The organism is Ruminococcus sp. OM06-36AC (assembly GCF_003438725.1).
In the GTDB taxonomy this organism is placed as follows: Bacteria; Bacillota; Clostridia; order Oscillospirales; family Ruminococcaceae; genus Ruminococcus_C; species Ruminococcus_C callidus.
In genome coordinates this window covers 333,260-359,685 of the sequence record NZ_QSTT01000001.1, presented here as the reverse complement: position 1 = coordinate 359,685, position 26,426 = coordinate 333,260, and the positions used below count along the sequence as shown (strand labels likewise).

General features: G+C 52.9%; 22 protein-coding genes and 2 tRNA genes. 19 read left to right on the top strand and 5 right to left on the bottom strand.

The window, feature by feature from the left end; translation table 11 throughout:
• Window positions 1-8: 8 nt before the first annotated feature.
• Both DXB92_RS01595 and DXB92_RS01590 read right to left on the bottom strand, forming a co-directional pair.
• Entirely contained in the window at window positions 9-1,631 is a 1,623-nt protein-coding gene (locus DXB92_RS01595; protein WP_117732007.1) for a hypothetical protein, read from the bottom strand.
• 1 nt (window position 1,632) lies between these two features.
• A complete protein-coding gene (locus tag DXB92_RS01590) occupies window positions 1,633-2,301 on the bottom strand; it encodes a uracil-DNA glycosylase (RefSeq protein WP_021683679.1) in 669 nt (222 codons plus the stop codon).
• 326 nt (window positions 2,302-2,627) lie between these two features.
• On the opposite strand from DXB92_RS01590, the gene DXB92_RS01585 reads away from it, so the two are divergent.
• The 5 genes from DXB92_RS01585 to DXB92_RS01565 all read left to right on the top strand — a co-directional run bounded on the left by DXB92_RS01585 (window position 2,628) and on the right by DXB92_RS01565 (window position 6,939).
• Window positions 2,628-4,052 (top strand): SecD/SecF family protein translocase subunit, encoded by a 1,425-nt coding sequence (locus DXB92_RS01585; RefSeq protein ID WP_117732005.1) that lies wholly within the window; start codon window positions 2,628-2,630, stop codon window positions 4,050-4,052.
• The gene (secF, locus tag DXB92_RS01580; RefSeq protein WP_117732003.1) at window positions 4,036-5,037 is read left to right on the top strand and encodes a protein translocase subunit SecF; all 1,002 of its coding nucleotides are present in this window, start codon (window positions 4,036-4,038) and stop codon (window positions 5,035-5,037) included. Before DXB92_RS01585 ends, secF begins: the two co-directional genes overlap by 17 nt.
• Before the next feature lie 174 nt (window positions 5,038-5,211).
• Window positions 5,212-6,006 (top strand): sugar phosphate isomerase/epimerase, encoded by a 795-nt coding sequence (locus DXB92_RS01575; protein WP_242986582.1) that lies wholly within the window; start codon window positions 5,212-5,214, stop codon window positions 6,004-6,006.
• A gap of 56 nt (window positions 6,007-6,062) precedes the next feature.
• The gene (gene nrdR / locus DXB92_RS01570; RefSeq protein ID WP_040648432.1) at window positions 6,063-6,518 is read left to right on the top strand and encodes a transcriptional regulator NrdR; all 456 of its coding nucleotides are present in this window, start codon (window positions 6,063-6,065) and stop codon (window positions 6,516-6,518) included.
• A gap of 40 nt (window positions 6,519-6,558) precedes the next feature.
• Complete coding sequence (locus DXB92_RS01565) at window positions 6,559-6,939, top strand: hypothetical protein (RefSeq protein ID WP_242986581.1); 381 nt, start codon at window positions 6,559-6,561, stop codon at window positions 6,937-6,939.
• Here DXB92_RS01565 and DXB92_RS01560 read toward each other — a convergent pair whose 3' ends face one another.
• Window positions 6,940-7,377 (bottom strand): DUF4830 domain-containing protein, encoded by a 438-nt coding sequence (locus DXB92_RS01560; RefSeq protein ID WP_117732001.1) that lies wholly within the window; start codon window positions 7,375-7,377, stop codon window positions 6,940-6,942. It lies immediately after the preceding gene.
• A 77-nt stretch (window positions 7,378-7,454) separates the two neighbouring features.
• Between DXB92_RS01560 and DXB92_RS01555 the strand changes: the two genes are divergently transcribed.
• Both DXB92_RS01555 and ugpC read left to right on the top strand, forming a co-directional pair.
• On the top strand, window positions 7,455-8,210 hold the full coding sequence (locus DXB92_RS01555) for a pseudouridine synthase (RefSeq protein WP_021683687.1): 756 nt from the start codon (window positions 7,455-7,457) through the stop codon (window positions 8,208-8,210).
• A 145-nt stretch (window positions 8,211-8,355) separates the two neighbouring features.
• Window positions 8,356-9,492, top strand: a complete 1,137-nt coding sequence (ugpC, locus tag DXB92_RS01550) for a sn-glycerol-3-phosphate ABC transporter ATP-binding protein UgpC (RefSeq protein ID WP_117732000.1) — start codon at window positions 8,356-8,358, stop codon at window positions 9,490-9,492.
• 249 nt (window positions 9,493-9,741) lie between these two features.
• Here ugpC and DXB92_RS01545 read toward each other — a convergent pair.
• Together DXB92_RS01545 and DXB92_RS01540 are read right to left on the bottom strand one after the other, a co-directional pair.
• Window positions 9,742-9,831: transfer RNA gene (locus tag DXB92_RS01545), tRNA-Ser, on the bottom strand.
• A 59-nt stretch (window positions 9,832-9,890) separates the two neighbouring features.
• Window positions 9,891-9,979: transfer RNA gene (locus DXB92_RS01540), tRNA-Ser, on the bottom strand.
• 449 nt (window positions 9,980-10,428) lie between these two features.
• Between DXB92_RS01540 and DXB92_RS01535 the strand changes: the two genes are divergently transcribed.
• From DXB92_RS01535 to DXB92_RS01480, 12 genes are all read left to right on the top strand, one after another.
• Window positions 10,429-10,824, top strand: coding sequence for a secondary thiamine-phosphate synthase enzyme YjbQ (locus DXB92_RS01535; protein ID WP_021682517.1), 396 nt, complete (start codon window positions 10,429-10,431; stop codon window positions 10,822-10,824).
• A gap of 15 nt (window positions 10,825-10,839) precedes the next feature.
• Entirely contained in the window at window positions 10,840-11,580 is a 741-nt protein-coding gene (locus DXB92_RS01530; RefSeq protein ID WP_021682516.1) for an NAD-dependent protein deacylase, read from the top strand.
• Window positions 11,577-12,032 (top strand): D-aminoacyl-tRNA deacylase, encoded by a 456-nt coding sequence (gene dtd / locus DXB92_RS01525; RefSeq protein ID WP_117731998.1) that lies wholly within the window; start codon window positions 11,577-11,579, stop codon window positions 12,030-12,032. Before DXB92_RS01530 ends, dtd begins: the two co-directional genes overlap by 4 nt.
• Before the next feature lie 675 nt (window positions 12,033-12,707).
• Window positions 12,708-14,000, top strand: coding sequence for a hypothetical protein (locus DXB92_RS01520; protein ID WP_117731996.1), 1,293 nt, complete (start codon window positions 12,708-12,710; stop codon window positions 13,998-14,000).
• A 174-nt stretch (window positions 14,001-14,174) separates the two neighbouring features.
• A complete protein-coding gene (locus DXB92_RS01515; RefSeq protein WP_117731994.1) occupies window positions 14,175-15,809 on the top strand; it encodes a trypsin-like peptidase domain-containing protein in 1,635 nt (544 codons plus the stop codon).
• 360 nt (window positions 15,810-16,169) lie between these two features.
• On the top strand, window positions 16,170-18,551 hold the full coding sequence (locus DXB92_RS01510) for a carbohydrate-binding domain-containing protein (protein WP_181976844.1): 2,382 nt from the start codon (window positions 16,170-16,172) through the stop codon (window positions 18,549-18,551).
• Between the two features lie 323 nt (window positions 18,552-18,874).
• Complete coding sequence (locus DXB92_RS01505) at window positions 18,875-20,293, top strand: sugar transferase (protein WP_242986580.1); 1,419 nt, start codon at window positions 18,875-18,877, stop codon at window positions 20,291-20,293.
• A complete protein-coding gene (locus tag DXB92_RS01500) occupies window positions 20,290-21,366 on the top strand; it encodes a mannose-1-phosphate guanylyltransferase (RefSeq protein ID WP_021681775.1) in 1,077 nt (358 codons plus the stop codon). Before DXB92_RS01505 ends, DXB92_RS01500 begins: the two co-directional genes overlap by 4 nt.
• 400 nt (window positions 21,367-21,766) lie before the next feature.
• The gene (gmd, locus tag DXB92_RS01495) at window positions 21,767-22,801 is read left to right on the top strand and encodes a GDP-mannose 4,6-dehydratase (RefSeq protein WP_021683250.1); all 1,035 of its coding nucleotides are present in this window, start codon (window positions 21,767-21,769) and stop codon (window positions 22,799-22,801) included.
• Window positions 22,802-23,150: 349 nt separating this feature from the next.
• On the top strand, window positions 23,151-24,302 hold the full coding sequence (locus tag DXB92_RS01490; protein WP_117731988.1) for a glycosyltransferase family 1 protein: 1,152 nt from the start codon (window positions 23,151-23,153) through the stop codon (window positions 24,300-24,302).
• Window positions 24,295-25,446 carry a glycosyltransferase gene (locus tag DXB92_RS01485; protein WP_117731986.1) on the top strand — a complete coding sequence of 384 codons (1,152 nt, stop codon included), beginning with the start codon at window positions 24,295-24,297 and terminating at the stop codon, window positions 25,444-25,446. Before DXB92_RS01490 ends, DXB92_RS01485 begins: the two co-directional genes overlap by 8 nt.
• Window positions 25,443-26,384, top strand: coding sequence for a GDP-mannose 4,6-dehydratase (locus tag DXB92_RS01480; RefSeq protein ID WP_117731984.1), 942 nt, complete (start codon window positions 25,443-25,445; stop codon window positions 26,382-26,384). Before DXB92_RS01485 ends, DXB92_RS01480 begins: the two co-directional genes overlap by 4 nt.
• Window positions 26,385-26,426: the final 42 nt, after the last annotated feature.

The following is a 26,426-nucleotide window of genomic DNA, read 5'->3' as shown; positions in this document are numbered from 1 at the left end:
GATTCGGGTTAATCGGCAGCCTGACGGAACCAGTCCCATTCCTCCGGTGAGTACCGTTCCCGGAGAACTTTGCCATGCTGTGCTTCGTAATCCTGCAGCAGCTGCGGTGCTTCTTTCAGGAAATTTTCACCACGTTTGCGGTAGCTTCCGTTTTCGGAGAAAAATCCCATATCCTCATAGCAAAGGGGATAGACCTGTTCCAGAGCAATTTTTTCCGGCGGCAATTGCAACTGTTTCAACAGCAGTTCTCTGCGGATTTCCGGCAGGGTGATGCCGTCTGAGGCAGCTTTTGCTGATTGCCGTACTGGTTGCTCCGGCAGCCAGACATAGCCATTTTTCTGCCGTATCGGAAACTTGGTGCATGCCAATGTGGGATACAGGCGGGCATACCGCCGCAGCTTTTCCTTGGAATCTACTAGCAAAAGCTTGCCGTACTGTGCCGTCAGTTTTTCGAAGTTCGGCTCCGTCAGCGGCTGCGGCTGGTCGCCTAAGGCAGTCGCCGTTTCCCGCAGGAACTGCTCCGCCTGTACGAAAAAGGCATCTCGTTCCAGCTGGGGCAGTGCTGCCAATGCTTCTTTTGCCAGCGGCAGCACAGTAAATACCAGCCGTGTCCCCAGCAGCCAGCACCAGTCCGCAGCTTGTTCCGGAGCACATTGCCGCAGTTGGTCGGCTATGGTTTGCAGCAGCTGCGGCGTGACCTTGCCGGACTCCCACTTCCACGGCAGGAAATCTTTCCCCAGCGGTTCGGGGTATTCCGGCTGGCACAGCTGCATCTCTCCGGAAAAGAGAATCCCCTTTTGCCGGCAGAAACAGAAGTATGCCGCCAGTACCTGCTGCCGATCGTTTTCGTCAGTTCCAAACAGGCGGCACACTTTTCGCTCTGCTGTAAGGGCAATGCCGCCCAGCAGCCGGTTGCATCTCCACAGCAGCCAGCTTTCCGTGCTGCCGTCATCTGCGGAAAAACCGCCGGAAACCGGCTGCAACAGGTACGAAGCAGACCGATTTTCAAAATATAGTATTCCAAACTGAGTTTCCAAGAAAGTGCAAAGCTTTGCATGGGAGAGATCGTGCTTCTTTCGCCTGCCATATTCTTCCCGCCGGAATTGCCCCAGTGCCTCAGTCAGGTCGGCAGCGTCGGAGAGCGTTTTCAAATGATTGACAGAGGGAATTTCGCCGCCCACCCAGCGAAAATCGTGCCGGAGAAACTGCGTTTCCAACATTCTGTTGTACGCATAATCGAAAAATGCGAAGCAGCGGCTTCCCAGAGCCTGTTCCGTATCCCGCCGTCGCTGTCTGCCGGCTTTGGAAAAGTAATAGGCTGCTATTTCCGGAAGCAGTGCCGCATACTTGCCGTGGTAGCGGGTGGAAAGACGGCGAATCGTCCACCCATTTCCTTGCAGCGTGACAGAGGCTGTCCCTTCCGGCAAAAGTGCCGTCATGGTGTAATCGTCGAATCCGTCATCACACCGCTTGATGCAGTCGGAGAGGTATCCTGTAACGAACATCTGCGTTCCCGTGGTTTCCTCCGTGAGAATTGCCGACGGGATCTTCTCCAGCAGCAGGTTGTATTGTTTCAGACAGTGCCGCAAAAAATCGATGTCGCAGTACTGCCAGCGATAGGAATATGCCATGTCAGATGCTCCAGTCAATTTCCGGCAGCCCGTGTTCCCGCAGGAACGCGTTTGCCTTGGAGAAATGCTTGCAGCCGAAGAAGCCATGATAGGCGGACAGGGGGCTGGGGTGTGCGGCAGTCAGTACCAGATGCTGGGGGTGCTGGATCAGGGCCTTTTTCGCCTTGGCGTTGTTGCCCCAGAGCAGGAACACCACCGGTTCTTCCCGCTGATCCAGCAGTCGGATGACATCATCGGTGAACTGCTCCCAGCCTTTGCCCTTGTGGGAATTCGCCTGTCCGGCACGGACGGTCAGCACGGTGTTCAGCAGCAGCACGCCGTGTTTTGCCCAGTTGGTCAGTTCGCCGTGCTTGCCGGTGTTGTCGATGCCCACATCGTCCTTGATCTCCTTGAAGATGTTCACCAGCGACGGCGGCGGAGCCACGCCTTTCCGCACGGAAAAGCTGAGCCCGTGAGCCTGATCGGGGTTGTGATAGGGATCCTGTCCCAGGATCACTGCCCGCACCTGGGAATAGGGGGTATATTTCAGGGCGTTGAAAATATCATACATGCCGGGATAAATGGTCTGGGTGCGGTATTCCGTCAACAGGAACTGCCGCAGGTTCTGGTAGTAGGTCTTGGCGAATTCGCCGTCTAAAATGGTGTCCCAGTCGTTGCCGAAGTGTACCATGTGAGGTTCGTCCTTTCTGTTTGCGTGTTTGGACAGCACTGCACAAAGCCTGTGCGGTGTTGTCTTTCCTTTTGTTTCCTTTTGATTATATCATAAGTATCCCTGAATTGCAACGGCAATTCGAAAAGTTTTGCCCGGTGTTTTGGAGAAGTCGCCGAAAAAAGCCCTTTCAAATCGGCAATGTTGTACAAGTTTTGCCGCACCTATTGACTAATTGCGAAAATTGGAATATAATAATAGGTAATTGTCGATCGTGCATTCTGCCGACGGCACAATTTAATATGCGGTACTGGGACAGACAGGACCGCAGCACAGGAGGCTAAATCGTGAGAAAAGTGAAAAAACCTGTTTTCTTCATTGTATTTGCCGTGATCGCTCTGTTTACGCTTTCCACCATATTCGGCGTACATTCGCAGTATGGTGATATTGTCAAGACCTATGTACACGGTGTTGGCGACATTCGTCTTGGAATCGATATTCAAGGCGGCGTAGACGTGACCTTTGAACCGGCGGGCGATGCGGATGCAACGGAGGAACAAATGGACGCAGCACTGGAAACCATCAAGCTGCGTCTGGCAAACCAGAACATCAGCGACAGCGAAACGTATCTGGATTACAAGAGCAACCGTATTATCGTGCGGTATCCGTGGCAGGCGGGCGAAACGGATTTCAATCCGGAGCAGGCCGTCAAGGAACTGGGCGAAACCGCAGAACTGACTTTCCGCAAGGGTACCGATACTTCTACCGATGAAAACGGAGATACCATTCCGGCAGGCGACATCGTCCTGACCGGTGCCGATGTGGCACAGGCATCTACCGGCGGTTCCAAGGACGATACCACCGGTGAGATCACATGGGTGGTAACACTGGACCTGAACGACAGCGGTAAGGAAAAGTTCTATGAGGCAACTTCTGAACTGTATCAGTCCAAGGGTAAGATCTCGATCTGGATGGACAATACCATGATCTCTGAACCGTCTGTCAGTGCAGTCATCTCGGACGGTAAGGCTTCTATTTCGGGTAACTTTACTTATGAGAGTGCCAAGGAACTGGCAGATAAGATCAATTCCGGTGCACTGCCGTTCTCTCTGGAAACCACCAGCTTCAAGACCATCTCCCCGACCATGGGTGAGGGTGCACTGAACGCTATGGTGATCGCCGGTCTGATCACACTGCTTCTGATCGTGGTATACATGATCGTGCTGTACCGCCTGCTGGGCGTTGTGGCTTCGATCACCCTGATCGGACAGGTTGCCGGCATGCTGGCAGCAGTTTCCGGCTGGTTCGGCTTTATGTCCAGCACCACACTGACCATTCCGGGTATTGCCGGTATTATCCTGTCTGTGGGCATGGGCGTTGATGCAAACATCATCACCGGCGAGCGTATCCGCGAAGAACTGCGGAAGGGCAAGACGCTGGATACAGCACTGTACTCCGGTTATCACCGTGCATTCAGTGCGATCTTCGACGGAAACCTCACAGGTATTCTGGTTTCCATCGTGCTGATGGGTGCATTTGGTGTTCCCAGCAGCATCTGGGCAAAGATCTTCAACCATACGATCTTCTGGTTCTTCGGTGCGACCACAGAGGGCGTGATCTACTCCTTCGGCTTCACACTGATGACCGGTCTGATCATGAACTTCATCATGGGCGTATTTGCTGCAAGACTGATGACCATGTCGCTCTCTCGCTTCAAGTGCTTCCAGAACAAGAAACTTTATGGAGGTGGTATCGATGTCAAAGCAGACTAAAGAAGCAAAAGAGGCAAAGCATTTTGATGTTGACGTAAAAGTGCGTGACTTTTGCAGCAAGTCGAAAGTATTCTTCATTATCGGCCTTGCATTGATTCTGATCTCATTGCTTTCCACCTTTACTGGTGTCAATGTGGCACTGGAATTCAAGGGCGGTACCATTATCACTTACAGCTATGTAGGCGATGTGGACGAGAACAGCATTTCCAAGGAACTGACCAGTCTGGTAGGCTCTGCCGTCAAGGTGCAGCAGGGCGACAGTCTGGACAGCGACACCAAGACCCTGTCTCTGTCCTTCACTTCCAACGACGGTCTGACGATTGACCGCCAGAACGACGTGACCAACAAGGTCAAGGAACTCTGTCCGGATAATGACGTGACACTGCTGGATGCAAACGATGTCAACGCACGTTCCGGCGGCGAATTCTTCGCAAAGTGTATTGTGGCAGCTGTTTTTGCCGCACTGCTCCTGATCATTTACATTGCATTCCGATTCAAGCAGATCAGCGGCTGGTCCGCCGGCGTTTGTGCCGTGCTGGGACTGCTTTCCACTCTGATCGTTACTTACGGCTGCGTGGTACTGTGCCGGTTTGAGATCGACTCCAACTTCATGGCAGTTATTCTGACCCTGTTGGGATATGCTGTCAACGATACGATCGTTATCTACGACCGTATCCGTGAAAACCAGACATTGCTGCCGGGAATCCAGATCCGTGATCTGGTCAACATCAGTGACTCCCAGTCCCTGCGTCGAAGCATTCGGACTTCCGTTACTACATTCAGTTCCATGCTGGTGGTTACCATTGTGGCACTGGTAATGGGACTGGATTCGATCCTGAGCTTCTCCATACCGATGATGGCAGGTATTGCAATGGGTACCTTTAACTCCATTTGCTTTGTTCCCAGCCTGTGGGTATGGTGGCAGACCAAGCGTGGCATCACCGTGCTGAAGCCTGCAAAGAAAAAGGCAAAAACAAGCGTATAACTTGTTCGTGATTCCAAAATTGTAAAAAACCGGTATGGGCGTTGTGCCTGTACCGGTTTTTGCTTTTCACGCAGTGCTGCCCTGACTGAAAAATTGGTGAAAATCTGCGTCTTTCTATTGAAATTTCCGTGGTGATGTGCTATAATAGGAAAACAAACTGGAAGGAGTGATCTTATGCTGCGAGCTGGTGTTTCTACGGCGTGTCTTTATCCCCGCGTGGTGGAAGAAGCCCTGTATGATCTGGCACTTTCCGGCGTTCCCCACGTGGAAATCTTCATCAACAGTCACTCCGAATTACGCCGCAGCTTTGTGGACACGCTGGCACGGCTGTTACAGCGGTTTGACATGACCTGTGCTTCGCTGCACCCATACACCTGTGAGATCGAACCGAACATGCTGTTCTCCAACTACGCAAGGCGTGTAGACGATTATCTGGAATACTGCCGGAATTATTTCACCGCCATGCAGCAGCTGGGGGCAAAGGTTTTTGTCCTGCACGGCAACAAGGTGCCTGCGGCTTCGGTGAACAAGGACATGTACTTTACACGGTTCCGCCGGCTGGCAGAACTGGGCGAATCCTACGGGGTACAGGTGGCACAGGAAAATGTGGCACGCTGTACCAGTGCCTCGCTGCCGTTTTTGCTGGAGATGCGGGACGCACTGGGCAAACAGGCACGCTTTGTGCTGGACATCAAGCAGGCAGTGCGTTCCGGAGAAGATCCTTTCGCCATGCTCCGCGGGCTGAACAGCCATATTGTGCATGTGCACATAAGCGACCACGGGGAATACGGGGACTGTCTGCCGCTGGGAAAAGGGCGGTTTCGGTTTGATGCATTTCTAAAGGAACTGGCGGCAGTCAGTCCGGATTGCTCTGTGATTCTGGAACTATACCGCAGCGGCTTTTCCGATGTGGCAGAACTTGCCGCCAATTACACGCTGCTGCGAAACCGCATCGAGGGAAAACGTTAAGGCAACACTGAATAAAGCTTGTGCGGTGCTGTCCGAAAGAAAGGAACTGTGGTGTCATGAATTGTCCATTTTGCGGGCACACGGAAACCCGTGTGCTGGATTCTCGTCCTCACGATGAACGAATTCGCCGGCGGCGGGAGTGCCTGGGCTGCGGCAAACGCTTTACGACCTATGAAGCCGTAGACCGTCCCATGCTGATGGTACAGAAAAAAGACGGTTCTTATGAACCCTTTGACCGGCATAAACTGGTGACAGGCATTTTCAACGCCATCAAGAAACGACCGGTCAACTCTAATCTGATCGTTGCCATGGTAGAAGAACTGGAGGACGAATACAGCCGGCAGATGCGGAGTACTGTGACTTCTTCGGAGATCGGCAATGCGGTAATGGAACGCCTGAAATATATCGATGCAGTCGCCTATGTGCGGTTTGCGTCGGTGTATCAGGACTTCACCGATGTCGCCGGCTTTCTGGCGGTGATCGGTGCACTGGATAAAACGGACGAAAAGTGATGCATCAGGGAATGTGCATCTTGACTGGAAAGGAAAAACGATGAGTAAAGATTTTAACGACTTCATGAACACGCAGGACGATTCCATGCTGTATGACACACAGGACGTGCAGACCAACAAGGTCTGGGCGGCTCTGTCTTACGTGGGAATCCTGTTCATTCTGCCGTTGCTGGTAAATGGCGGGCAGTCCCGCTATGCCAAGTACCACGCCAATCAGGGCTTTATCCTGTTCCTTGCGGAAGCTGTGGTTATCATTGCCAATGCGATTCTGGGGAAGATTCCGTTGCTGGGCAGAATTCTCCCTGCCCTGCTTTCTCTGGCAATTCTGGCTCTGATAATTATTGGAATCCTCAACGCTGCCAATGGCAAGGCAAAGCAGCTGCCCCTGATCGGCAATCTGCTGCACGTATTTGACAAGTAATTATTCTGTGGAAAGGACGGGGGAGAACTGTTCCGGTGCGGTGCTGTCGTATTGGATCGCTCCCAGCAAAACCTGATCTTCACTAAGAAGCAGCTCTGTGCACAGGGAACCCTGTCCGGAGCTGTTCTGTGTATAAGTGTATCGGGCGGCGGCTTCTCCCAGATGTGCCTCCAGAGGCAGCCCCTGTGCCTGCTGGAGAGCCAGATAGCGGCGGTAGGTATCATCGGCAGCGGCAGGCAGCTGCACCGTTTCTGTGGCAACACAGCAGCGTTCCGGCTGCCCGTTCGCCTCCAGAAAGGCGAGCCGCTGTGCTCCGTCGGAGAGCACGATCTCCTGCGGTGCCGGTTCTGCTTCCGGCTGGTGCAGCCACTGCCACAAAAACCCGCACCCGAACAATACCCCTGCGATTCCCAGAGCAAGTACACTGCGTTTTCCCATATGTAAAAACCACCTTTCAGAAAATGTTGCTTGTACAGCTTATGTAACCAAATGAAAAATAGAACGGAGGTTCCTCTATGCGACTGGATCAGTTTCTCTCTGCACGTACCATGTATTCCCGTCGGGAACTGCGGCAGATGATACAAAAAGGCAAAGTCACCGTAGACGGTGCAGTTGTCCGGAAAGCCGATCAGGCAGTACAGCCGGAAGCCCACACGGTCTGCCTGAACGGACGGGAGATCTGCGGCGACCAGTATCTCTATGTGCTGCTGCACAAGCCCAAGGGCTATGTCAGCTCCGCCGACGAGGCGGGACAGAAAAGTGTGCTGGAACTGGTGCCGCCGGAACTGTGCCGGAAAGATCTGCGACCAGTGGGACGGCTGGACAAGGACTCCACCGGCATGCTGCTGCTGACCGATGATGGACAGCTTGCCCATCAGGTGATTGCGGCACGGGGGCATGTGGCGAAATATTATCACATCGTGCTGGCACGTCCGTGGGAGGACGGCTATCTCCAGCCGCTGGAACAGGGCATCACGCTGGCAGACGGGGCACAGTGCCTGCCGGCAAAGGCAGCACCGGTTCCCGACACCGATCGGGAAGCCCTCATCTGTCTGCATGAGGGGAAGTATCATCAGGTACGCCGCATGTTTGCCGCACTGGGAAATCATGTCAGTGAACTGGCACGTGTTGCAATGGGCGGACTGCTGCTGCCGCCGGAATTGCCGCTGGGAGCGTGTTGTGTGCTGTCTGAAAAAGATGTCCAAAAATTGTTGAAATGTGAAACCGATTTTGCAAGTTTGCTACAAACGCTCCAAAGTCATTCGTCATAATGGATAAATGTACAAGCAGAATTTTGGGCAATAAACGACTTGAAAAATGTTTTTATTTTTGGTATGATATATATGTCACCGGGAACGGCAAGCGGCTCAGCCGCGGGGACGTTCTGGAAAATCTTATTTAGGAGGAACTGTGCAAATGGCAAGTTTATCACTTCGACATATTTATAAAAAGTATCCGGGCAATGTAGTTGCTGTAAAGGATGTAAATCTGGAGATCAAGGACAAGGAATTTATCGTTCTGGTAGGTCCTTCCGGTTGTGGTAAGTCCACCACCCTGCGTATGATCGCTGGTCTGGAAGAAATTTCTGAGGGCGAACTGTACATCGGCGACCGTCTGGTAAACGACATCGCTCCGAAGGACAGAGATATTGCAATGGTATTCCAGAACTACGCTCTGTATCCGCACATGACCGTATTCGACAACATGGCATTCGGTCTGAAGCTGCGTAAGGTTCCGAAGGACGAAATCGCTCGCAAGGTAGAAGAAGCTGCAAAGATTCTGGACCTGAGCCACCTGCTGGATCGTAAGCCGAAGGCAATGTCTGGTGGTCAGAGACAGCGTGTTGCACTGGGTCGTGCGATCGTTCGTAATCCGCAGGTATTCCTGCTTGACGAGCCGCTGTCCAACTTGGACGCTAAGCTGCGTGCACAGATGAGAACTGAGATCTCCAAGCTGCACAAGAAGCTGGGTACTACATTTATCTATGTAACACATGACCAGACCGAAGCTATGACCATGGGTGACCGTATCGTAGTTATGAGGGACGGTATCATTCAGCAGATCGATACACCGCAGGCTCTGTATGAGCGTCCGGGCAACAAGTTCGTTGCAGGATTCCTGGGCTCTCCGCAGATGAACTTCATCGATGCTGTTCTGAAGAAGGCAGACAACTACTATGTAGAATTCGGTGCTGAAGCTACCAAGACCAGCAAGGCTGTCAAGTATCAGATCGAAGTACCGGCTGCAAAGGTAACACCGGAACTGGCAAAGTATGTGGATAAGGAAGTGACTCTGGGTATCCGTCCGGAGGCTCTGCACGATGACGAAATGTTCCTGTCCAACGCTTCCACTGGTGTTGTAGATGCAACTGTAGAAATCACCGAAATGATGGGTGCAGAAACTTATCTGTATCTGGTTTGTGCCGGCGTTTCTATGACTGCCCGCGTTGATCCGCGTTCTACTGCTCGTCCGCAGGATGAGATCAAGATCGCTCTGGATCCGAACAAGATTCACCTGTTCGACAAGGAAACCGAAGAAACCATTATCAACTGATTGGAACTTTCGGGAAACTGTGTTTTGAAATGAGAAAAGTCTGTGTGCCGCGAGGCATACAGACTTTTTTGATTCCGGCAGGCTTTTTCCGGTATACTATTCACATGGATTGAAAAATCCCCCAATTCCCCTTGATTGGTTTTATCTGTTTTTGACCTGCAATTCCCTGTTGCAGGTCTTTTTTTATACTGATGCTGAAAAAACGGCAGAAAAACGAAAAAGACACTTCGAAATGAAGTGTCTTTTTCTTGGCGCGGAAGGAGGGATTTGAACCCTCGCGCCGGTTTCCCGACCTACTCCCTTAGCAGGGGAGCCCCTTCACCACTTGGGTACTTCCGCATTTTATGATCCAAAGGAGGAAACGTCATGAGAAACGTTCCGTTCCGAATGTATTCAACTGGCGGAGAGGGTGGGATTCGAACCCACGGTTCCTTGCGGAATCACTAGTTTTCAAGACTAGCTCCTTAAACCACTCGGACACCTCTCCAGAAACTGCATCAAACAGCTTTATTATTATACTATAAAATCGGCGATTTGTCAAGAGAAAACTGCAAAATTTTTTCGGCGTTTTCCGAAAAGTTTTCTTTTCAATGCTGCTGAAAAAATAATGGCGAAAAATGATGGCTGTTTGTTGAAAAAGCAAAAGAAACAGATGAAATTTTGCACGAAAAAGAAAGGACTTGCATTTTCCGGACAGATATTCTATAATAAAGGAAACACTGAATAAAGCCCGCCTGACGGCTTTGTACGCAATCTGCTTGCAGATTTTCCGTCATATTGCCCAGAAATCCCTTGCCATACGGCAGTATGCCTGCGGAATTTCTATGCAATCTGCCGAAAAATCTGACTACGCATCTTACGCACAAGCTTTATTCAGTGTTTCCTAAAGATACTACCGAAAAAATAGAAATACTACCGAAAAAAGGAGCAAATGCCATGCTATATTCGTATACACTGGAAACACCGGCAGAGAATCTCTGCCCGATCACGGCACAGGTACAGGGAGCCGTAGCGGACAGCGGCATCACAGACGGCATCTGTGTCGTTTACTGCCCCCACACCACCGCCGGTATCACCATTAATGAAAACGCCGACCCCGATGTGGTAACAGATCTGCTGCTGGCATATCGGAAGGCGTTTCCGGACAGACCGGAATTTCGCCATATGGAGGGCAATTCCTCTGCTCACGCCCGTGCTTCGGCAATGGGCAGCAGCGTGACCATTCCCGTGCGGAACGGCAGACTGGTGCTGGGCACATGGCAGGGCGTGTACTTCTGCGAATTCGACGGTCCACGCCGCCGGACGTTTTATGTCAGCGTCATTGCCGGATAGAAAGGAGCAGGTATCATGGAAACGGAAAAAATCAAACAATTGCAGCAATGGGTGGATCAGTCGGATCGTATCGTGTTTTTTGGCGGAGCCGGCGTTTCTACCGAAAGCGGGATTCCGGACTTCCGCAGTCAGGATGGGCTGTATCATCAGCAGTATGACGTGCCTCCGGAAACGATTCTGAGCCACACCTATTTTGAACGGCATACCGCGGAGTTTTACCGCTTTTACCGGAACAAAATGATTTGTCTGACGGCGAAGCCCAACGCGGCACACAAGAAGCTGGCGGAACTGGAACAGGCAGGAAAACTGCTGGCAGTAGTTACCCAGAACATTGACGGGCTGCACCAGCTGGCGGGCAGCAGGAGTGTGCTGGAACTTCATGGCAGTGTGCACCGGAATATCTGTCAGGTGTGCGGTGCCGTCTATGATGCCGAGTGGATCATGATGACCACCGGTGTGCCACACTGCGACAAATGCGGCGGCAGAGTGAAGCCGGACGTGGTGCTCTATGAGGAATCTCTGCCGGAGGACACGCTGACACGCTCTGTGAATGCCATTGCCAACGCAGACTTGCTGCTGGTGGGCGGCACTTCGCTGACGGTTTATCCGGCGGCAGGACTGCTGCGGTATTTCCGCGGGGAACATCTGGTACTGCTGAACCGTGATGCAACGCCCATGGACGAACAGGCAGACCTGTGCATTCGGGAACCCATCGGCAAGGTGCTGGAACAAATTCAAGTGAGGGATCAGGCATGAAAATGTTGGTACAGCGTGTAAAACACGCAAAAGTCACCGTAGACGGCAATGTCACCGGTGCAATCGAACAGGGGTATCTGGTGCTGCTGGGCATTGCACCGGAGGATACCACGGAGATCATGGAAAAAATGGTGGACAAGCTGCTGCGGCTGCGGATCTTCTCGGACGAAAACGATAAGATCAACCTTTCGCTGCAAGATGTCGGCGGCAGTCTGCTGCTGGTGTCCCAGTTTACTCTGTATGCGGACTGCCGCAAGGGGAACCGCCCCAGTTTTGTGCACGCGGCACCGCCGGCACAGGCGGAAGCCCTTTATGAGGCATGCAAGGCGTACTGTCAGGAACGGGTGTCTGTGGTGGAATCCGGCATATTCGGGGCAGATATGCAGGTGGAATTGTGCAACGACGGACCGTTTACCGTTCTGCTGGATTCCGCGGAAATCATCAAGAACTAAGGAAATACTGCATAAAGCCCGCCCTTTTCCACCGCTTTCCACACGGGTGCATGTGGAAAAGTGGATAAAATTGTGGAAAACGTTTTTCACAAGGGAATGCTTGTAGAAATTGTACCAGCTGGACAAGGAAAATATGGTGCATAAAATCCGTGTTGTGAAATTGCACAAAAAACGAATTGGATATTTTACACGAAATCCAGCACTTTCCTGTTGACAGAATGGTGCAAATATGATATAATTATCACAGAAGCAAGGCAGATGATTCACAAAAAACGGAAATCCCGCGTGTGATGATGCTTCGAACGGATATGGGCTGACAAAATAGAATTGCGAGATGTCAGTCACATTTCTACATGCAATTTTTGAATTTTGCAGTTATCTCTCTTTTTCTCATTGCTTTACTGAAACCGTGCTTGTCCTTTTGAGGGCAGGCACGGTTTCGCTTTTTTGGAGAAACTCTGCTGAAAAATCTGGTAATGTATCTTACGCATCAGCTTTGTGCGGTTTTATCTTGACAGAATCGGAAAAACACGGTATAATGACAATATCGTAAAGGAAATGCAGAGCCATGCGAAAAATATAGGGGCAGCATCAGATGAAGTCAACAAGTAAGCTTTATGCAGTGTTGCCATAAGGGGGTACGGCGGCTCTGCCTGTACAGAAAGGAAAAACGATATGAGTAAAAAACATTTTTGGAAAAGAGGCATTGCGGCAGCCTGTGCCGTTGTCACAGCAGCCACCGGACTGGCACTGCCGGTATTTGCGGCAGACACTTCCAGCCTTGCAGTTACCCCGAAGGTCGTGGCACTGGGTGACGACTGTCTGGCAGAAGTCAGCGGCAGCGAGTCGGCAGTTTCCTATATGGCGGACTATCTGGGCGGCAATGCGGTGAACTATGCCGCAGTGGGCACCACTTCCGGTAAGCTGGTTTCTGACTTGCAGTCCAATCAGAATATGAAACGCGATGTGCAGACCGCAGATGTGGTAATGATCTCTGTGGGTGTCAACGACTTTATAGAAGAAGTACTGTATAAAAACGCCGACCTGGTGGATATGGACAACTGTAAGACGCTTACTGACGTGGCAAACAAGCTGACCAGTGATGGCTCGAAGCTTTCTGCGGCAAACAGCAAGCTTGCTCGGGATCTGCCGGCTCTGGTGGAAACCGTTGCGGCAAACATTGAAGCGGTGGTTACTGAAGTCAAGTCCCTGAACCGTTCTGCCAACGTGGTAGTACAGACTGTCAACAATCCGCTGGGCGTGGACTATTACGGCATGTCCGGTGTATCCCAGAACCGAAAGACTGTAATCGCATATCTGTATCAGTATCTGGACGTTTCCCTGGAGGGCGGCAATGTCAGCGGCACGGGACTGGCATCAATGACCATTGCAGACAATGCCGGACTGAATGACAAGATCCGCGGCTTGCAGAATGCTTCTGCTGCCGACTTCTATACGCCTTATGTAGGGGCAGCCGGTGAAAAGGCGATCGGCTTTGAATTCAGCAACATCATGGATCTGAACATGACTTTCACTCCGCTGGGGCAGGTCATGCTGGCATCTGCTGCGATCCAGTCCTCGGAGATGCTCTCCTGCGGCGACGGCAGCGTGATTTCCAATGCCTATACCGCTACCGGCAAGGACGGCGATCTGAAAAGCAATCGTCCCTCGGCAGACAGCATTATCACCGGAGCCGCATCTCATCAGAAAATGGCATGCAGTATGGGCGATGCCGATGCCAGCGGCAGCATTGATACACAGGATCTGTTTCTCTGCCTGTACAATATTGCACGGGTAGGTGCTGGTCTGGACACCGAACTGAATCCGATTCAGCGAAAGGCTCTGGACGCAGACAACAGCGGCACGCTGGATTCGCAGGATATTTTCCTGTGGCTGTACTATATGGCACAGACCGGTGCCGGCGTTCATGTCGATCTGGCAGACTATCTTGCACAGAATCAGGCATAATTTCCTGTGTGAAAGCTGTTTTCAGGGAATGTGAAGCCTTTGTGGGCTGTATTTTACCGTCTTTTCTATCGATTATCATATGTTTATCACATAAAACTGTATAATAATAATTACAGAAAGCGAAGAACACATACCGCAGAAAACAAGCGGTTCACGATAGAAAGGAAGAGTATTATGGCTGACTTCGAAAACAAAAACAATGCACAATGGAATGAGAATGGTGCGGCACAGAATGCCGACAATACCACCAACAACAGCGGTGCTGCAAATACCGCGGCTCCGGCAGGAAATGCCGGTTCCGGTGTCAACGGTGCGGCAAATCCGTATGCATATCAGAACGGTTACTACCGCAACACCACACCGCATCAGGACGAGGCAGTGCACAGCGGTGCATACCAGCAGCAGAACGCTGCCGGCTCTGCCTATAACAATCCGGCAGGCGGTCAGACCACTCCCACCGGAAACGGCGGCAGCGGCAACAACGGCGGCTACTCTTATGTAAACTACTACTCCGATCCCAACGGCGGCGACCCCAACAAGAAGCCGAAGAAAAAGCATACCGGACTGAAAGTGGCAGCGTTTGTGCTGGCAATGGTTCTGGTGTCCGGCGGTTCGATCGGTGTCTATGAGGGCATTCGTTCCTCAAATGCGGACAACAGCAGTTCGATCGTTGCAAGCAACGACAGTTCTGCCGCAGAAAGCAGCACCGGCGACAGCAGTTCTTCCAAAAAGAGCGACTCCAGTCAGAGTTGGATTCAGCTGGCTTCTACCAACGGTTCCATGTCGGTAGCGGATATTGTAAAGAAAGTGACACCGTCGGTTGTCGGCGTACAGTCCACTTTCTCCTCGTCCAACGGCAGCAACAATAACCCCATGAACGGCTACGGCGGCTTCTTCGGCTACGGCTCGCAGGGCAACAACGGTTCGCAGGGTATGACTGGCGTCGGCACCGGCATCATCATGTCGAAGGACGGCTATATTGTCACCAACGCCCACGTTATTTACGATGACGAATACGGTTATGGCGAAGCTTCTTCCGTACAGATCCAGATGTCTGACGAGGAAACCACTTATGATGCCAGAATCGTGGCATACGACAAGGAAGCGGATATTGCTGTGTTGAAAATCGATGCAGACAACCTGACTCCCGCAGAATTCGGCGACAGCAGCAGCTGTGAAGTCGGTGAAATGGTTGTGGCAATCGGTAACCCGCTGGGTCTGCAGTTCCAAAACACCGTAACCTGCGGCATTATCTCCGCACTGGATCGGAAGGTTACCATTAACGACAACACCATGACGCTGATCCAGACGGATACCGCCATCAACAACGGTAACTCCGGCGGTCCGCTGATCAACAGCTCTGGTCAGGTGATCGGTATCAACTCCGCCAAAATGTCCAGCACCTATTCCGGTGAAGCGACAGTAGAGGGCATTGGCTTTGCAATTCCGATGTCGGAGGCAAAGAGCATTGTCGATGATTTGATCAACTATGGCTATGTGACCGGCCGCCCGCAGCTGGGCATCTCCTGTCAGGACGTGACAGAAGCGGTTTCACAGGCTTACAATATTCCGGTGGGTGCCTATATCTTTAGCGTGACCGCCGGCGGTGCAGCCGATCAGGCTGGTTTACAGCCGGGTGATGTTATCACCGGCATTCAGGATCAGACGATCAGCACCACAGAAGAACTGAACGCAGTCAAGAACCAGTACAAGGCTGGGGATACGATCACGCTGACTTATGTCCGTGCCGGCGAAACCAAAAAGGTTGACGTGACACTGGCAGAAGTGCAGCAGACAGAAAATAACTGATCTGCGTTCTTGATGCAGCATCAAACAAAGCATCTGATGCATAGGCTTTGTGCGGCGTTGCTCCAACATTCTTGACATCTTGTTTTTTCATACATTCTCCTTATTATTTTTCGGGAAAGCGTCCGGCAGATTCTGTCGGGCGTTTTTCTGTTGCCCGTTGAAATGCGGAAGTTTCTTCCACGCAGCTTTTTGCAGCTTCACGCAGGATTTTCACGCAGTTTCCATAAACGTATGCGATAATACAGTATAGAAACAGAGATCAAAACCACGCTTGGGGAATTGGGTATCACATATCGAGGAGTTTTACACATGACAAATTCACACCATGGGGTACCAGAATCAAAAAGGAGCGTGCGTATCATGCAAAAGAAAATATTTGCCTGGGCAATGAGCATGGCGGTAGCGGCAATGATTACCTGCACCGGCTGTGCACAGAACACCAACTCGTCCGGCACAGACAGCGGCAGCAGCACTGCACAGACTACCACGCTGGACGACAACGACACAGCAGAAGCTGCCGTCGGACAGAGCCTTTCGGCGATACAGTCCGGCGAAGCCGGCGTGACCACAGATGAAGATGACCTCTGCGACAACTATGACGCATTTGATGCAGAGATCACGCTGGAGGACGGCAACACCAAGGTGAAAGGCAATACCAAGGCGGTTTCCGTCAAGGACAACTGCATCACCATTTCCGCCGGCGGCACCTACCGGCTCAGCGGCAAGCTGACCAAGGGACAAGTCCTTGTGACCGGCTCGGAAAAAGTCAAGCTGTATCTGGACGGTGTGGAGATCACCAGTCCCTCCGGACCGGCTCTGGTCTGCACCAACGAAAAACGCACCATTCTGTCACTGGCGAAAGGTTCACAGAACACTTTGACAGACAGTGCGGACAACGCCGATACAGAGATCAACGGCTGCAACGTTTCCGCCTGTGCCCTGTTTGCACAGGATAAACTGACGATCAACGGCAGCGGCAGCCTGACTGTCACAGGCAGCAGCGTGGACGGCATCGTCTGCAAGGACGACCTGAAGCTGGTGAATGGTACGATCACCGTAGAAGCTGCACAGGACGGCGTAAAGGGCAAGGACTGCGTGGCAATGTTCGGGGCAGACCTGAACGTCACCGCCGGCAATGACGGCATCAAGTCCACAGAATCCAACGACGACACCAAGGGCTTTCTCCAGCTGGAGCAGGGCAGTGCAACAGTACAGGCTGGCGGCGACTGTTTGCAGGCGGAAACGCTGGTGTGGATCGCAGACGGTACGTATCATCTGACCAGCAGCGGTACGGCTGTGAATACGGAAACCGGCGAAGCCAACAGCGGTAAGGGAATCCACTGTGGCGGCGATGTGGAAATTGCCGGCGGCAAGCTGACCATTGATGCCGCAGAAGACGGCGTGAACTGCACCGGTTCGCTGGAGTTACAGGCAGGAGAAGTAGATGTGACCAGTGCCGAGGACGGCATTCAGGCAGACGGCGACCTGACAGTTTCCGGCGGTGCTGTGACCATTACCACCACCGGTACAGTTGCCGCTTCTGCACAGGACGATTTCCAGCCGAACAACTTCGGCGGCGGCAATCCGCCTTCCGGTGACATGCCCTCCGGAGAGGCACCCTCTGGAAACCCGCCGGAGCTGCCGGACGGCGAAACCTTTGGCGGCGGCAATTTCGGCGGTAACGGCAATACACCGCCCGACAATGCAGACAACCGCCAGAACGTCGCTGCCAGTGATGCCAGTGCGATTCCGGCAGCAGCCATGCAGACCATCGCAGATTCCTCCACAGACGCAGGAGCATCTGCGGCAGCTGCCATGACCACTGCTGCGGAAGATGCCACCAGCAAGGGCATCAAGTGCGGCGGCAACCTGACCATGAGCGGCGGCAGCTGCACCATTGATTCCACCGACCACGCTGTACATGCGGCAGGAACGGCAGTGTTCTCCGGCACCACGCTGGAAATCACCTCCGACAACAAGGGCATCAGCAGCCACGGCGATCTGGAAATTTCCGGCGGGGATATTACGATTCACAGCTGTACCGAGGGTGTGGAATCCAAGGCGGAAATGACCATCAGCGGCGGCAATGTCCGGATTCTGGACGCATCAGATGACGGGCTGAACACCGGCGGTTCTGACAGCGGCTCTTATGCCATGACCATTACCGGTGGTTATATCTACGTCAACGCTTCCGGTGACGGCGTAGACTCCAACAGCACATGGGAGATGTCCGGCGGCACTCTGCTGGTATGCGGCCCCACCAGCGGCGGTGACGGCTCGCTGGACGCAGACGGCAACATGACCTATACCGGCGGCACCCTGCTGGCACTGTCCAGCAAGGGCATGATGGAGTATCCGGAAAGCGGCTGTCTGATCGCCACCAACTGCAATGCCGCAGCAGGGGAACAGATCAGCATTGTGGACAAGAACGGTACGGTTCTTGCAACATTGCAGTCCCCGAAAGCCGTTTCCGATGTGATCTATGGCATTGGCGACAGCGATTCCGCCGACTATACCATTGTTACCGGCGGCACCTATGACGGCACCCTCAACGAGGACGGCTATGGAGAAGGCGGCTCTGTCAGCGGCGGCACAGAGGTCACAGCAAACGGCGGCACCGGCAGCATGAACGGCGGAGCACCTGCCGGCGGCGGACGGGGCGGTGCTCCCAATGGTGCACCAAACGGCGGACAGGGCGGCACACCGCCGGAAATGCCGAATTCGAACAACTCCGGCTCTTAAATTAGAGTTTCACAAGTGATCTTCAGCAGTCTTCTTTGCAGTGCACACAGGCGGAATGTCTGTGTGCATTTTGCGGTTGACGGCAGAAATTTCAGGTGCTGCTCTGCACAAATCGTCATTTTGTGCAAAAAAAGCACGAAACAGAAGCAGAAAACATTGCACTATATGGAAAATACTTGACAAAGTGGTGTACCCTCTGTTATAATAAAAGCGTGTGCTGCGGTGTCTGCTTCGTGCAGTGCTAAGATGCAGTTTTGCCGGAATTCTTCCGGCGGATCCTGTGGAAAGGAAAGCATGTCAGCACAGAAATGTGCTGTGAGAATATGATGAAAAAAAACTATAACCGAGATCAGTTCAAACGGATCTTTTCATTTTTTGCAGCGGTGCTGCTGGTGGGGTTGTATGCCGCCGGCTTTGCATGGGTGTGGTATGAAAGCTACAGCGATGCCATTTTGCTGCCGTTCTATCGCCGCGGCAACTGGGTCATGATCCTGATCTATGTGGTGCTGGTTCTGCTGTTCGCCAAGTCATTTGGCGGGCTGAAGATCGGCTACCTCAAGCGAACGGACATGTTCTACTCCCAGACGCTGTCGATCTTCTGTGTCAATGTGGTGACCTATTTCCAGATCAGCGTTGTCAACCGTGATTTTTCTGCGGCAGTGCCGATGATCCTATTGACCATTGCCGATCTGGCGGTGCTGATTTTGTGGATCGTGCTGACCAATCGCTTATGTTTCCGGCTGTACCCGCCGCGAAAGCTGGTAGTCATCTACGGCGACCGGAATGCCGCGGAGCTGGTGCTGAAAATGAGCCGCCGCGTGGACAAGTATATGATCTGTGAATCCGTCAGTGCCAACGCACCGCCGGAGGAGATTCAGGAGGCAATTGCACGGTACGAGGGTATTATCCTCTGTGAGGTTTCCGGAAAGCTGCGGAACGATCTTATCAAATATTGCTTCGCCCAGAATGTGCGGGCGTATATTGCCCCGAAAATTTCGGATATTATCCTGAGAGGGGCAGAGGAGATCCGGCTGTTTGATACGCCGCTGCTGCTGTGCCGGAACTATGGGCTGACATTTGAACAGCGGCTGGGAAAGCGCATCTTCGACCTTGTTTTTGCAGTGGTCTTTCTGATACTGCTGTCCCCGCTGATGCTGCTGTCCGCCATTGCCATTAAGCTGGACGACGGCGGTCCGGTGCTGTTCAAACAAAAGCGGCTGACCTATCACGGCAAGGAATTTTACGTGTACAAATTCCGCAGCATGGTGGTCAACGCTGAAAAGGCTGGCCCGCAGCTGGCAAAGGAAAACGACAGCCGTATCACACGGGTGGGACGGATTCTGCGGAAGTGCCGTCTGGACGAACTGCCCCAGCTGATCAATATCCTCCGCGGCGATATGTCTGTGGTGGGCCCCCGTCCGGAGCGTCCGGAACTGGCGGAGGAATACGAGAAAACCATGCCGGAATTCGAGTTCCGGCTTCAGGTAAAGGCAGGACTGACTGGTTATGCACAGGTCACCGGTCTGTATGATACCCTGCCCTATGATAAATTGAAAATGGATCTCATGTATATCGAGAACTATTCCATTTTTCTGGACCTGCGTATCATTCTGATGACACTGAAAACTGCCCTGTTCCCCGGTGAAACCAACGAGGAAGCCAATGCTCACGATGTACAGGAACTGCTGTATCAGGAGGAGCAGATGCAGGAGCAGGAACAAGAGAAAGGAGATCACTCATGAAAGTGACCGCAGTAATCATGGCAGGCGGCAGAGGCGAACGTTTCTGGCCCAAGAGCCGTGGCAATTATCCCAAGCAGTTTCTCTCTCTGACCAAGGATGGAGAAACCATGATCCAGAAAACCGTCAAGCGTCTGCTGCCAATGGTGGCAATGGACGACGTGTTTGTGGTGACCAATGTCAGCTATGCCGCACTGGTAAAGGAACAGCTGCCCCAGCTGCCGGAGGAAAATATCCTGCTGGAGCCCTGTGCCAGAAATACAGCTCCCTGTATCGGTCTGGCTGCCGCTGTGATTCGCAAGAAGTACGGCGAGGCAATGATGCTGGTGCTGCCCTCTGACCACCTGATCCGCTATGAGGAAATGTATGTGGACACCCTGCGGCAGGCAGTGGCAGTGGCAGAAAAGGATCAGAATCTGGTGACCATCGGCATTACACCGACCTATCCGGAAACCGGCTACGGCTACATCAATTTCGAACGGGACACCGATCTGGGCATGGCTGGCGTTTATCGGGTAGAACGTTTCGTAGAAAAGCCGGATCTGGAAACTGCAAAGCAGTATCTGGCTTCTCACCGGTACCTCTGGAACAGCGGCATGTTCGTCTGGAAAGCATCGTCCATTCTGGCAAATCTGGAATCCCTGATGCCGGACATCTACGCTGGTCTGGAACGCATTGAAGCGGCTGTGGGAACTGCAGAATTCCCGTCAGTGCTGGAAACCGAGTACCACGCATTCCGCAGCGAGTCCATTGACTTCGGTGTCATGGAAAAGGCAGAGAACATCTACACTCTGCCGGGCAGCTTCGGCTGGGACGATGTGGGAAACTGGCTGGCAGTGGAACGCATCAACTCCACCAATGAATACGGCAACTATATCGAGGGCGATGTCATCACGATCGGCACCGAACGCAGCACCATTTGCGGCGGCAAGCGTCTGATCGCAGCAGTGGGCGTGGAAGATCTGATCGTGGTAGACACTGACGATGCCGTTCTGATCTGTGCCAAGGACAGCACACAGGACGTAAAGAAGGTCATCGAAAATCTGAAGATCTGCAACCGGAACCAGTTGGTATAAGGCAACACCGCACAAAGAGCGTCTGGCGACTTTGCACGCCATCTGCTTGCAAATTTCTCTTCAGAGCCTGTTTCGTATCTTCCCGCATGCATCTTGCGTGCATATTTTCCGAGATATTTCGGGAAAATACTCGAAAATCCACAAAGGATTTTCTCCGTTTTTCCCTTCATCTCTCAAAAAATCTGACAACGCAATCTGCATACGTCAGATACGAAGCAGACTCTCATATTTCACAAAAATGCTCGTGAATACAGCAAGTATTCACTCCGCTTTTTGTTTCATCTGACGAAAAATTTGACGACGCATCTGTCGCACAATCTTTGTGCGGTATTGCCATAAATCGAAATCGTCAAAAGCAAAACCGACGATTTCTGATATATAGAAAGGAAAAGAAATTACTATGAGCAAACATGCACTGATTACAGGTATCACAGGACAGGACGGCTCCTATCTGGCAGAACTGCTGCTGGAGCAGGGCTATGAAGTATACGGCATTATGCGTCGTAAGAGCGTTGTGGATTACGGCAACGTAGAGCACATCAAGGACAAGATCCACTTCATCTATGCAGATATGACGGACGTGATCTCCCTGATCTCCGCAATGCGGATCTCTCAGGCAGACGAAGTGTACAATCTGGCTGCACAGTCTTTCGTAGCAACCAGCTGGGAACAGCCGCTGGCTACCGCAGAGATCGACGCTCTGGGCGTTACCAACATGCTGGAAGCGATCCGTTCGGTAAAGCCGGAATGCCGCTTCTATCAGGCTTCCACTTCTGAAATGTTCGGTCTGGTACAGGAAATGCCGCAGACCGAAAAGACACCGTTCTATCCGAGAAGCCCGTACGGCGTTGCAAAGCTGTATGGTCACTGGATCACCAAGAACTATCGTGAAAGCTACGGTCTGTTCGCATGCTCCGGTATCCTGTTCAACCATGAATCGGAACGCCGCGGTCTGGAATTCGTTACCCGTAAGATCACAGACGCTGTTGCAAGAATCAAGTTCGGCGTGCTGGATCATGTAGAACTGGGCAACATGGATTCCAAGCGTGACTGGGGTCACTCCAAGGACTATGTTCGTGCGATGTGGCTGATGCTGCAGCAGGACAAGCCGGACGACTATGTTATCGCTACCAACGAAACCCGCACCGTTCGGGAATTCGTAGAAACTGCTTTTGCACACGCAGGCATCACTGTAGAGTGGCAGGGCAGCGGCGTAGACGAGATCGGTATCGACAAGGCTACCGGCAAGACCATCGTTTCCGTCAACAAGAAGTTCTTCCGTCCGGCAGAAGTAGACGTTCTGCTGGGTAATCCGGCAAAGGCAGAATCTGTTCTGGGCTGGAAGCGTGAGATCTCTTTCTCCGATCTGGTAGAGCGTATGGTAAAGAACGATCTGGCTCTGGTAGAACACGAACTGAAGTGCCAGAACGTATAAGCGTGTCATTAGGGAAACACTGCATAAAGCTTGTGCGTAAGATGCGTAGTCAGATTTTTCGGCAGATTGCATAGAAATTCCGCAGGCATACTGGATGTATGGCAAGGGATTTCTGGGCAATATGACGGAAAATCTGCACGCAGATTGCGTGCAAAGCCGTCAGGCGGGCTTTATTCAGTGTTTCCTTAGGATAAACGATATTATCGAAACCAATCAAACAGGGGCAGAGTTTCTCTGCCCTTGTTTCCATATCATGAACTAAGGCAATACTGCACAGACTTGGTACAGTGCTGCCGGAAAAAAACGGTGCGGTCGGCTATGCCCACCGGTTCTGAAGGAGGAATACGGAGTGCACATTGCATTTGATGTACTGCCGCTGATCGGCTGCCGCATGACGGGAATTGGCTATTGTGAAGCGGGGCAGATTCAGGCTCTGTCCAAGATGTACCCTGACGACGAATTTTTGCTGCAATTTTTCTCCCGCAAGAATGAGGAGATCAAGATCCAGCGGCTCCAGCCCTATCTGCGGGAAAATGTGCAGCCCCACTGGGCGAAAGCGTCCGGCTATGTCTATCGGCTGGTGTCCAACTTTCTGCCCATATCCTATCGGCATTACTTCGGGGACAAGGCGGAAGTCACCCACTTTTTCAACTATATCGTTCCGCCCAAGGTGGCAGGAAAGACCGTGGTCACTGTCCACGACATGGTGTACAAGACGTTTCCGGAAACGGTTCGCGGCAGAACGCGGTATATGCTGGATACCGGACTGAAAAAATCCATGAAGCGTGCCACCCGCATTGTGACGGATTCGGAATTTTCCAAGCAGGAGATCATTCGCTATTTCCCGCAGTTTGCGGATAAGATTCGGGTGGTATACTGCGGCGTGAACACCGAACGTTTCCACCCCGTGGAAGATGCGGCAACGATACAGGCGGTCAGGGACAAATACGGCATTGATCGGGAATATTTCCTCTATCTGGGTACCGTGGAGCCGCGAAAGAATCTGGAACGGCTGATCGCTGCCTATGACCAGTTCCGTCAGGGCAAGACTGCCCCGCCGTATCTGGTGCTTGCCGGCGGCAAGGGCTGGCTGGACAGCGGCATCTACAAAAAGGTGGAAGAACTGGGGCTGGGTGATCTGGTGAAGTTCACGGAGTATGTACCGGACGAGGAGATCTGCCCGCTGATGTGCGGGGCACTGGCGTTTGTGTTCCCGTCGATCTACGAGGGCTTTGGTCTGCCGCCGCTGGAGGCAATGGCATGCGGTGTGCCGGTGCTGACTACCCACGCGGCATCGCTGCCGGAGGTAGTGGGAGAAGATGCCGTTGTGGCAGACCCCTATTCGCCGGAGAGCATTGCCGCCGGTCTGGAACAGCTGTACACCGACGAAGCCCTGCGGCAGAAGCTGCGGGAAGCTGGTCCGAAACGTGCGGCACAGTTCACGTGGGAGCGTTCTGCGGAACAGCTGTACGCGGTGTATCAGGAGGCTTGCCGTGAGTGAGCAGAGAAAACTGCGGATTTTGCAGGTAAATAAAGCATATTATCCCCATATCGGCGGAATTGAAAGTCTGGTGCGGACATTTTCCAGAGAACTGCAAAAGCGTGCGGAAGTGCAGGTGCTGGTTTGTCAGGAAAAGGGCAGGGGCGAGGATCGCGTTGTAGAGGGTGTTCCGGTGCACTATGCGTCTAGCTTGGGCACATACTTTTCCTGTCCCATTTCCTTTTCTTTTTTGCGGCAGTTCCGGAAGCTGGCGAAGTGGGCAGACGTGGTGGAATTCCACGTGCCGTTTCCGCTGGCAGATCTGGCGTGTCTGCTGTCGGGCTATCGCGGCGGTGTTGTGATCGCATGGCACAGCGATGTGGTGCGGCAGAAAACGCTGCTCCGGTTCTATAAGCCGCTGCTGATGCGGTTTCTCCGCCGTGCAGACTGCATCATTGCGGCAACGGAGGGACACATTACCAGTTCTCCGTTTCTGACCCAGTTCGCGGACAAGTGCCGTATCATTCCCTATGGCATCGACGTACAGGCGTACCGCAGTGTGGAACGCAAGCCCATTCTGCGGCAGATCCAGCAGGATCCGGAAACGGTGCGGGTGCTGTTTGTGGGACGGTTCGTCTACTATAAGGGCATCGAGGTTCTGCTGCATGCGTTTGCACAGGTGCAGGGCTGCGAGCTGTTCCTCGTGGGGCACGGCACGCCGGAAATGGAAGAAAAGCTGCACCAGATCACAGAGGCCGCCCACATGGCGGCACAGGTGCATTTCCTCGGGAATCTGGAAGAAGCCGATCTGCGGGCAGCCTTTGCGGACTGTGACATCTTCGTGCTGCCCTCCACGGCAAACAGCGAAGCATTTGGTATTGTGCAGCAGGAGGCCATGGTCTACGGCAAGCCGGTCATCAATACGGCTCTGCCTACCGGTGTGCCCCATGTCAGTCTGGACGGCGTGACGGGAATCACCGTGCCGCCGGAAGACGTACCGGCACTGGCACAGGCGATACAGAAGCTGGCAGATGGCAAGGCTCTGCGGGAGCAGTATGGCAGGGCAGCGGCAAAACGGGTGGAAGAAGAATATGAGGAGGCAGACGTGGTGGACAAGGTCTATGCCACGCTGGCGGAAATTGCAGAAAGGCGGCAAAGAACATGAAGGCACTTATCATTGGCGGCGGCGGATTTGTAGGACGGTATCTGGCAGAGCACCTGTTGCAGGACTGCGGCTGGGAAACCATTGTGACCAAGCTGCCGAAGGAAACGGTAGAAGTGGAAGGCTGCGAGGCGTACAATCTGGACATTCTGGACAAAGATGCCGTAGAAGCACTGCTGGTGCGGCACAAGCCGGACGCGATTCTGCATCTGGCGGCACAGAGCTCCGTGGCGTATTCGTGGAAAAATCCCCAGCTGACGGCAGACATCAACATTCACGGCTGCCTGAATGTGCTGGACGCTGTGCGGGACATACCGGACTATTCGCCGAAGATTCTGCTGATCGGTTCCGGTGAGGAATACGGCATTCTGCCGGCGAATACCAGTCTGGTCAGCGAAACCACACCGGTGCATCCGGCGAACCCCTATGCCATTACCAAAATGGCACAGAACCTGTTCGGGGCACTCTACGCCAAGGCATATGAAATGCACGTGATGATGGTACGGGCGTTCAATCATGTGGGACCCCGACAGCTGCCCCAGTTTGTGGTTTCTGACTTCTGCAAACAGGTGGCAGAGATCATGGCTGGCAAGCGGGAGCCGGTGATGCGTGTGGGCAATCTGACGGCGGCACGGGACTTCACCGATGTCCGCGACGTAGTACGGGCGTACAGCCTGCTGATCGAGCACGGCAAGTCCGGCGAGGTGTATAACGTGGGCAGTGGCAGAGCCATTGTCATTCAGGAGATTCTGGATCGCATCATTGCACACAGCGGCAAGGAGATCACCGTGGAGGTAGACCCTTCCAAGCTGCGTCCGGTGGAAGTGCCGGTGATCCGTGCCGATATTTCCAAGCTACAGGCAGACACCGGCTGGCAGCCGGAGATCCCGCTGGAACAGACCATTGCGGAAACACTGGAATACTGGAAACAGCATATTTGAGGGAATGCGGAATAAAGCTCGCCTGACGGCTTTATTTTGTGT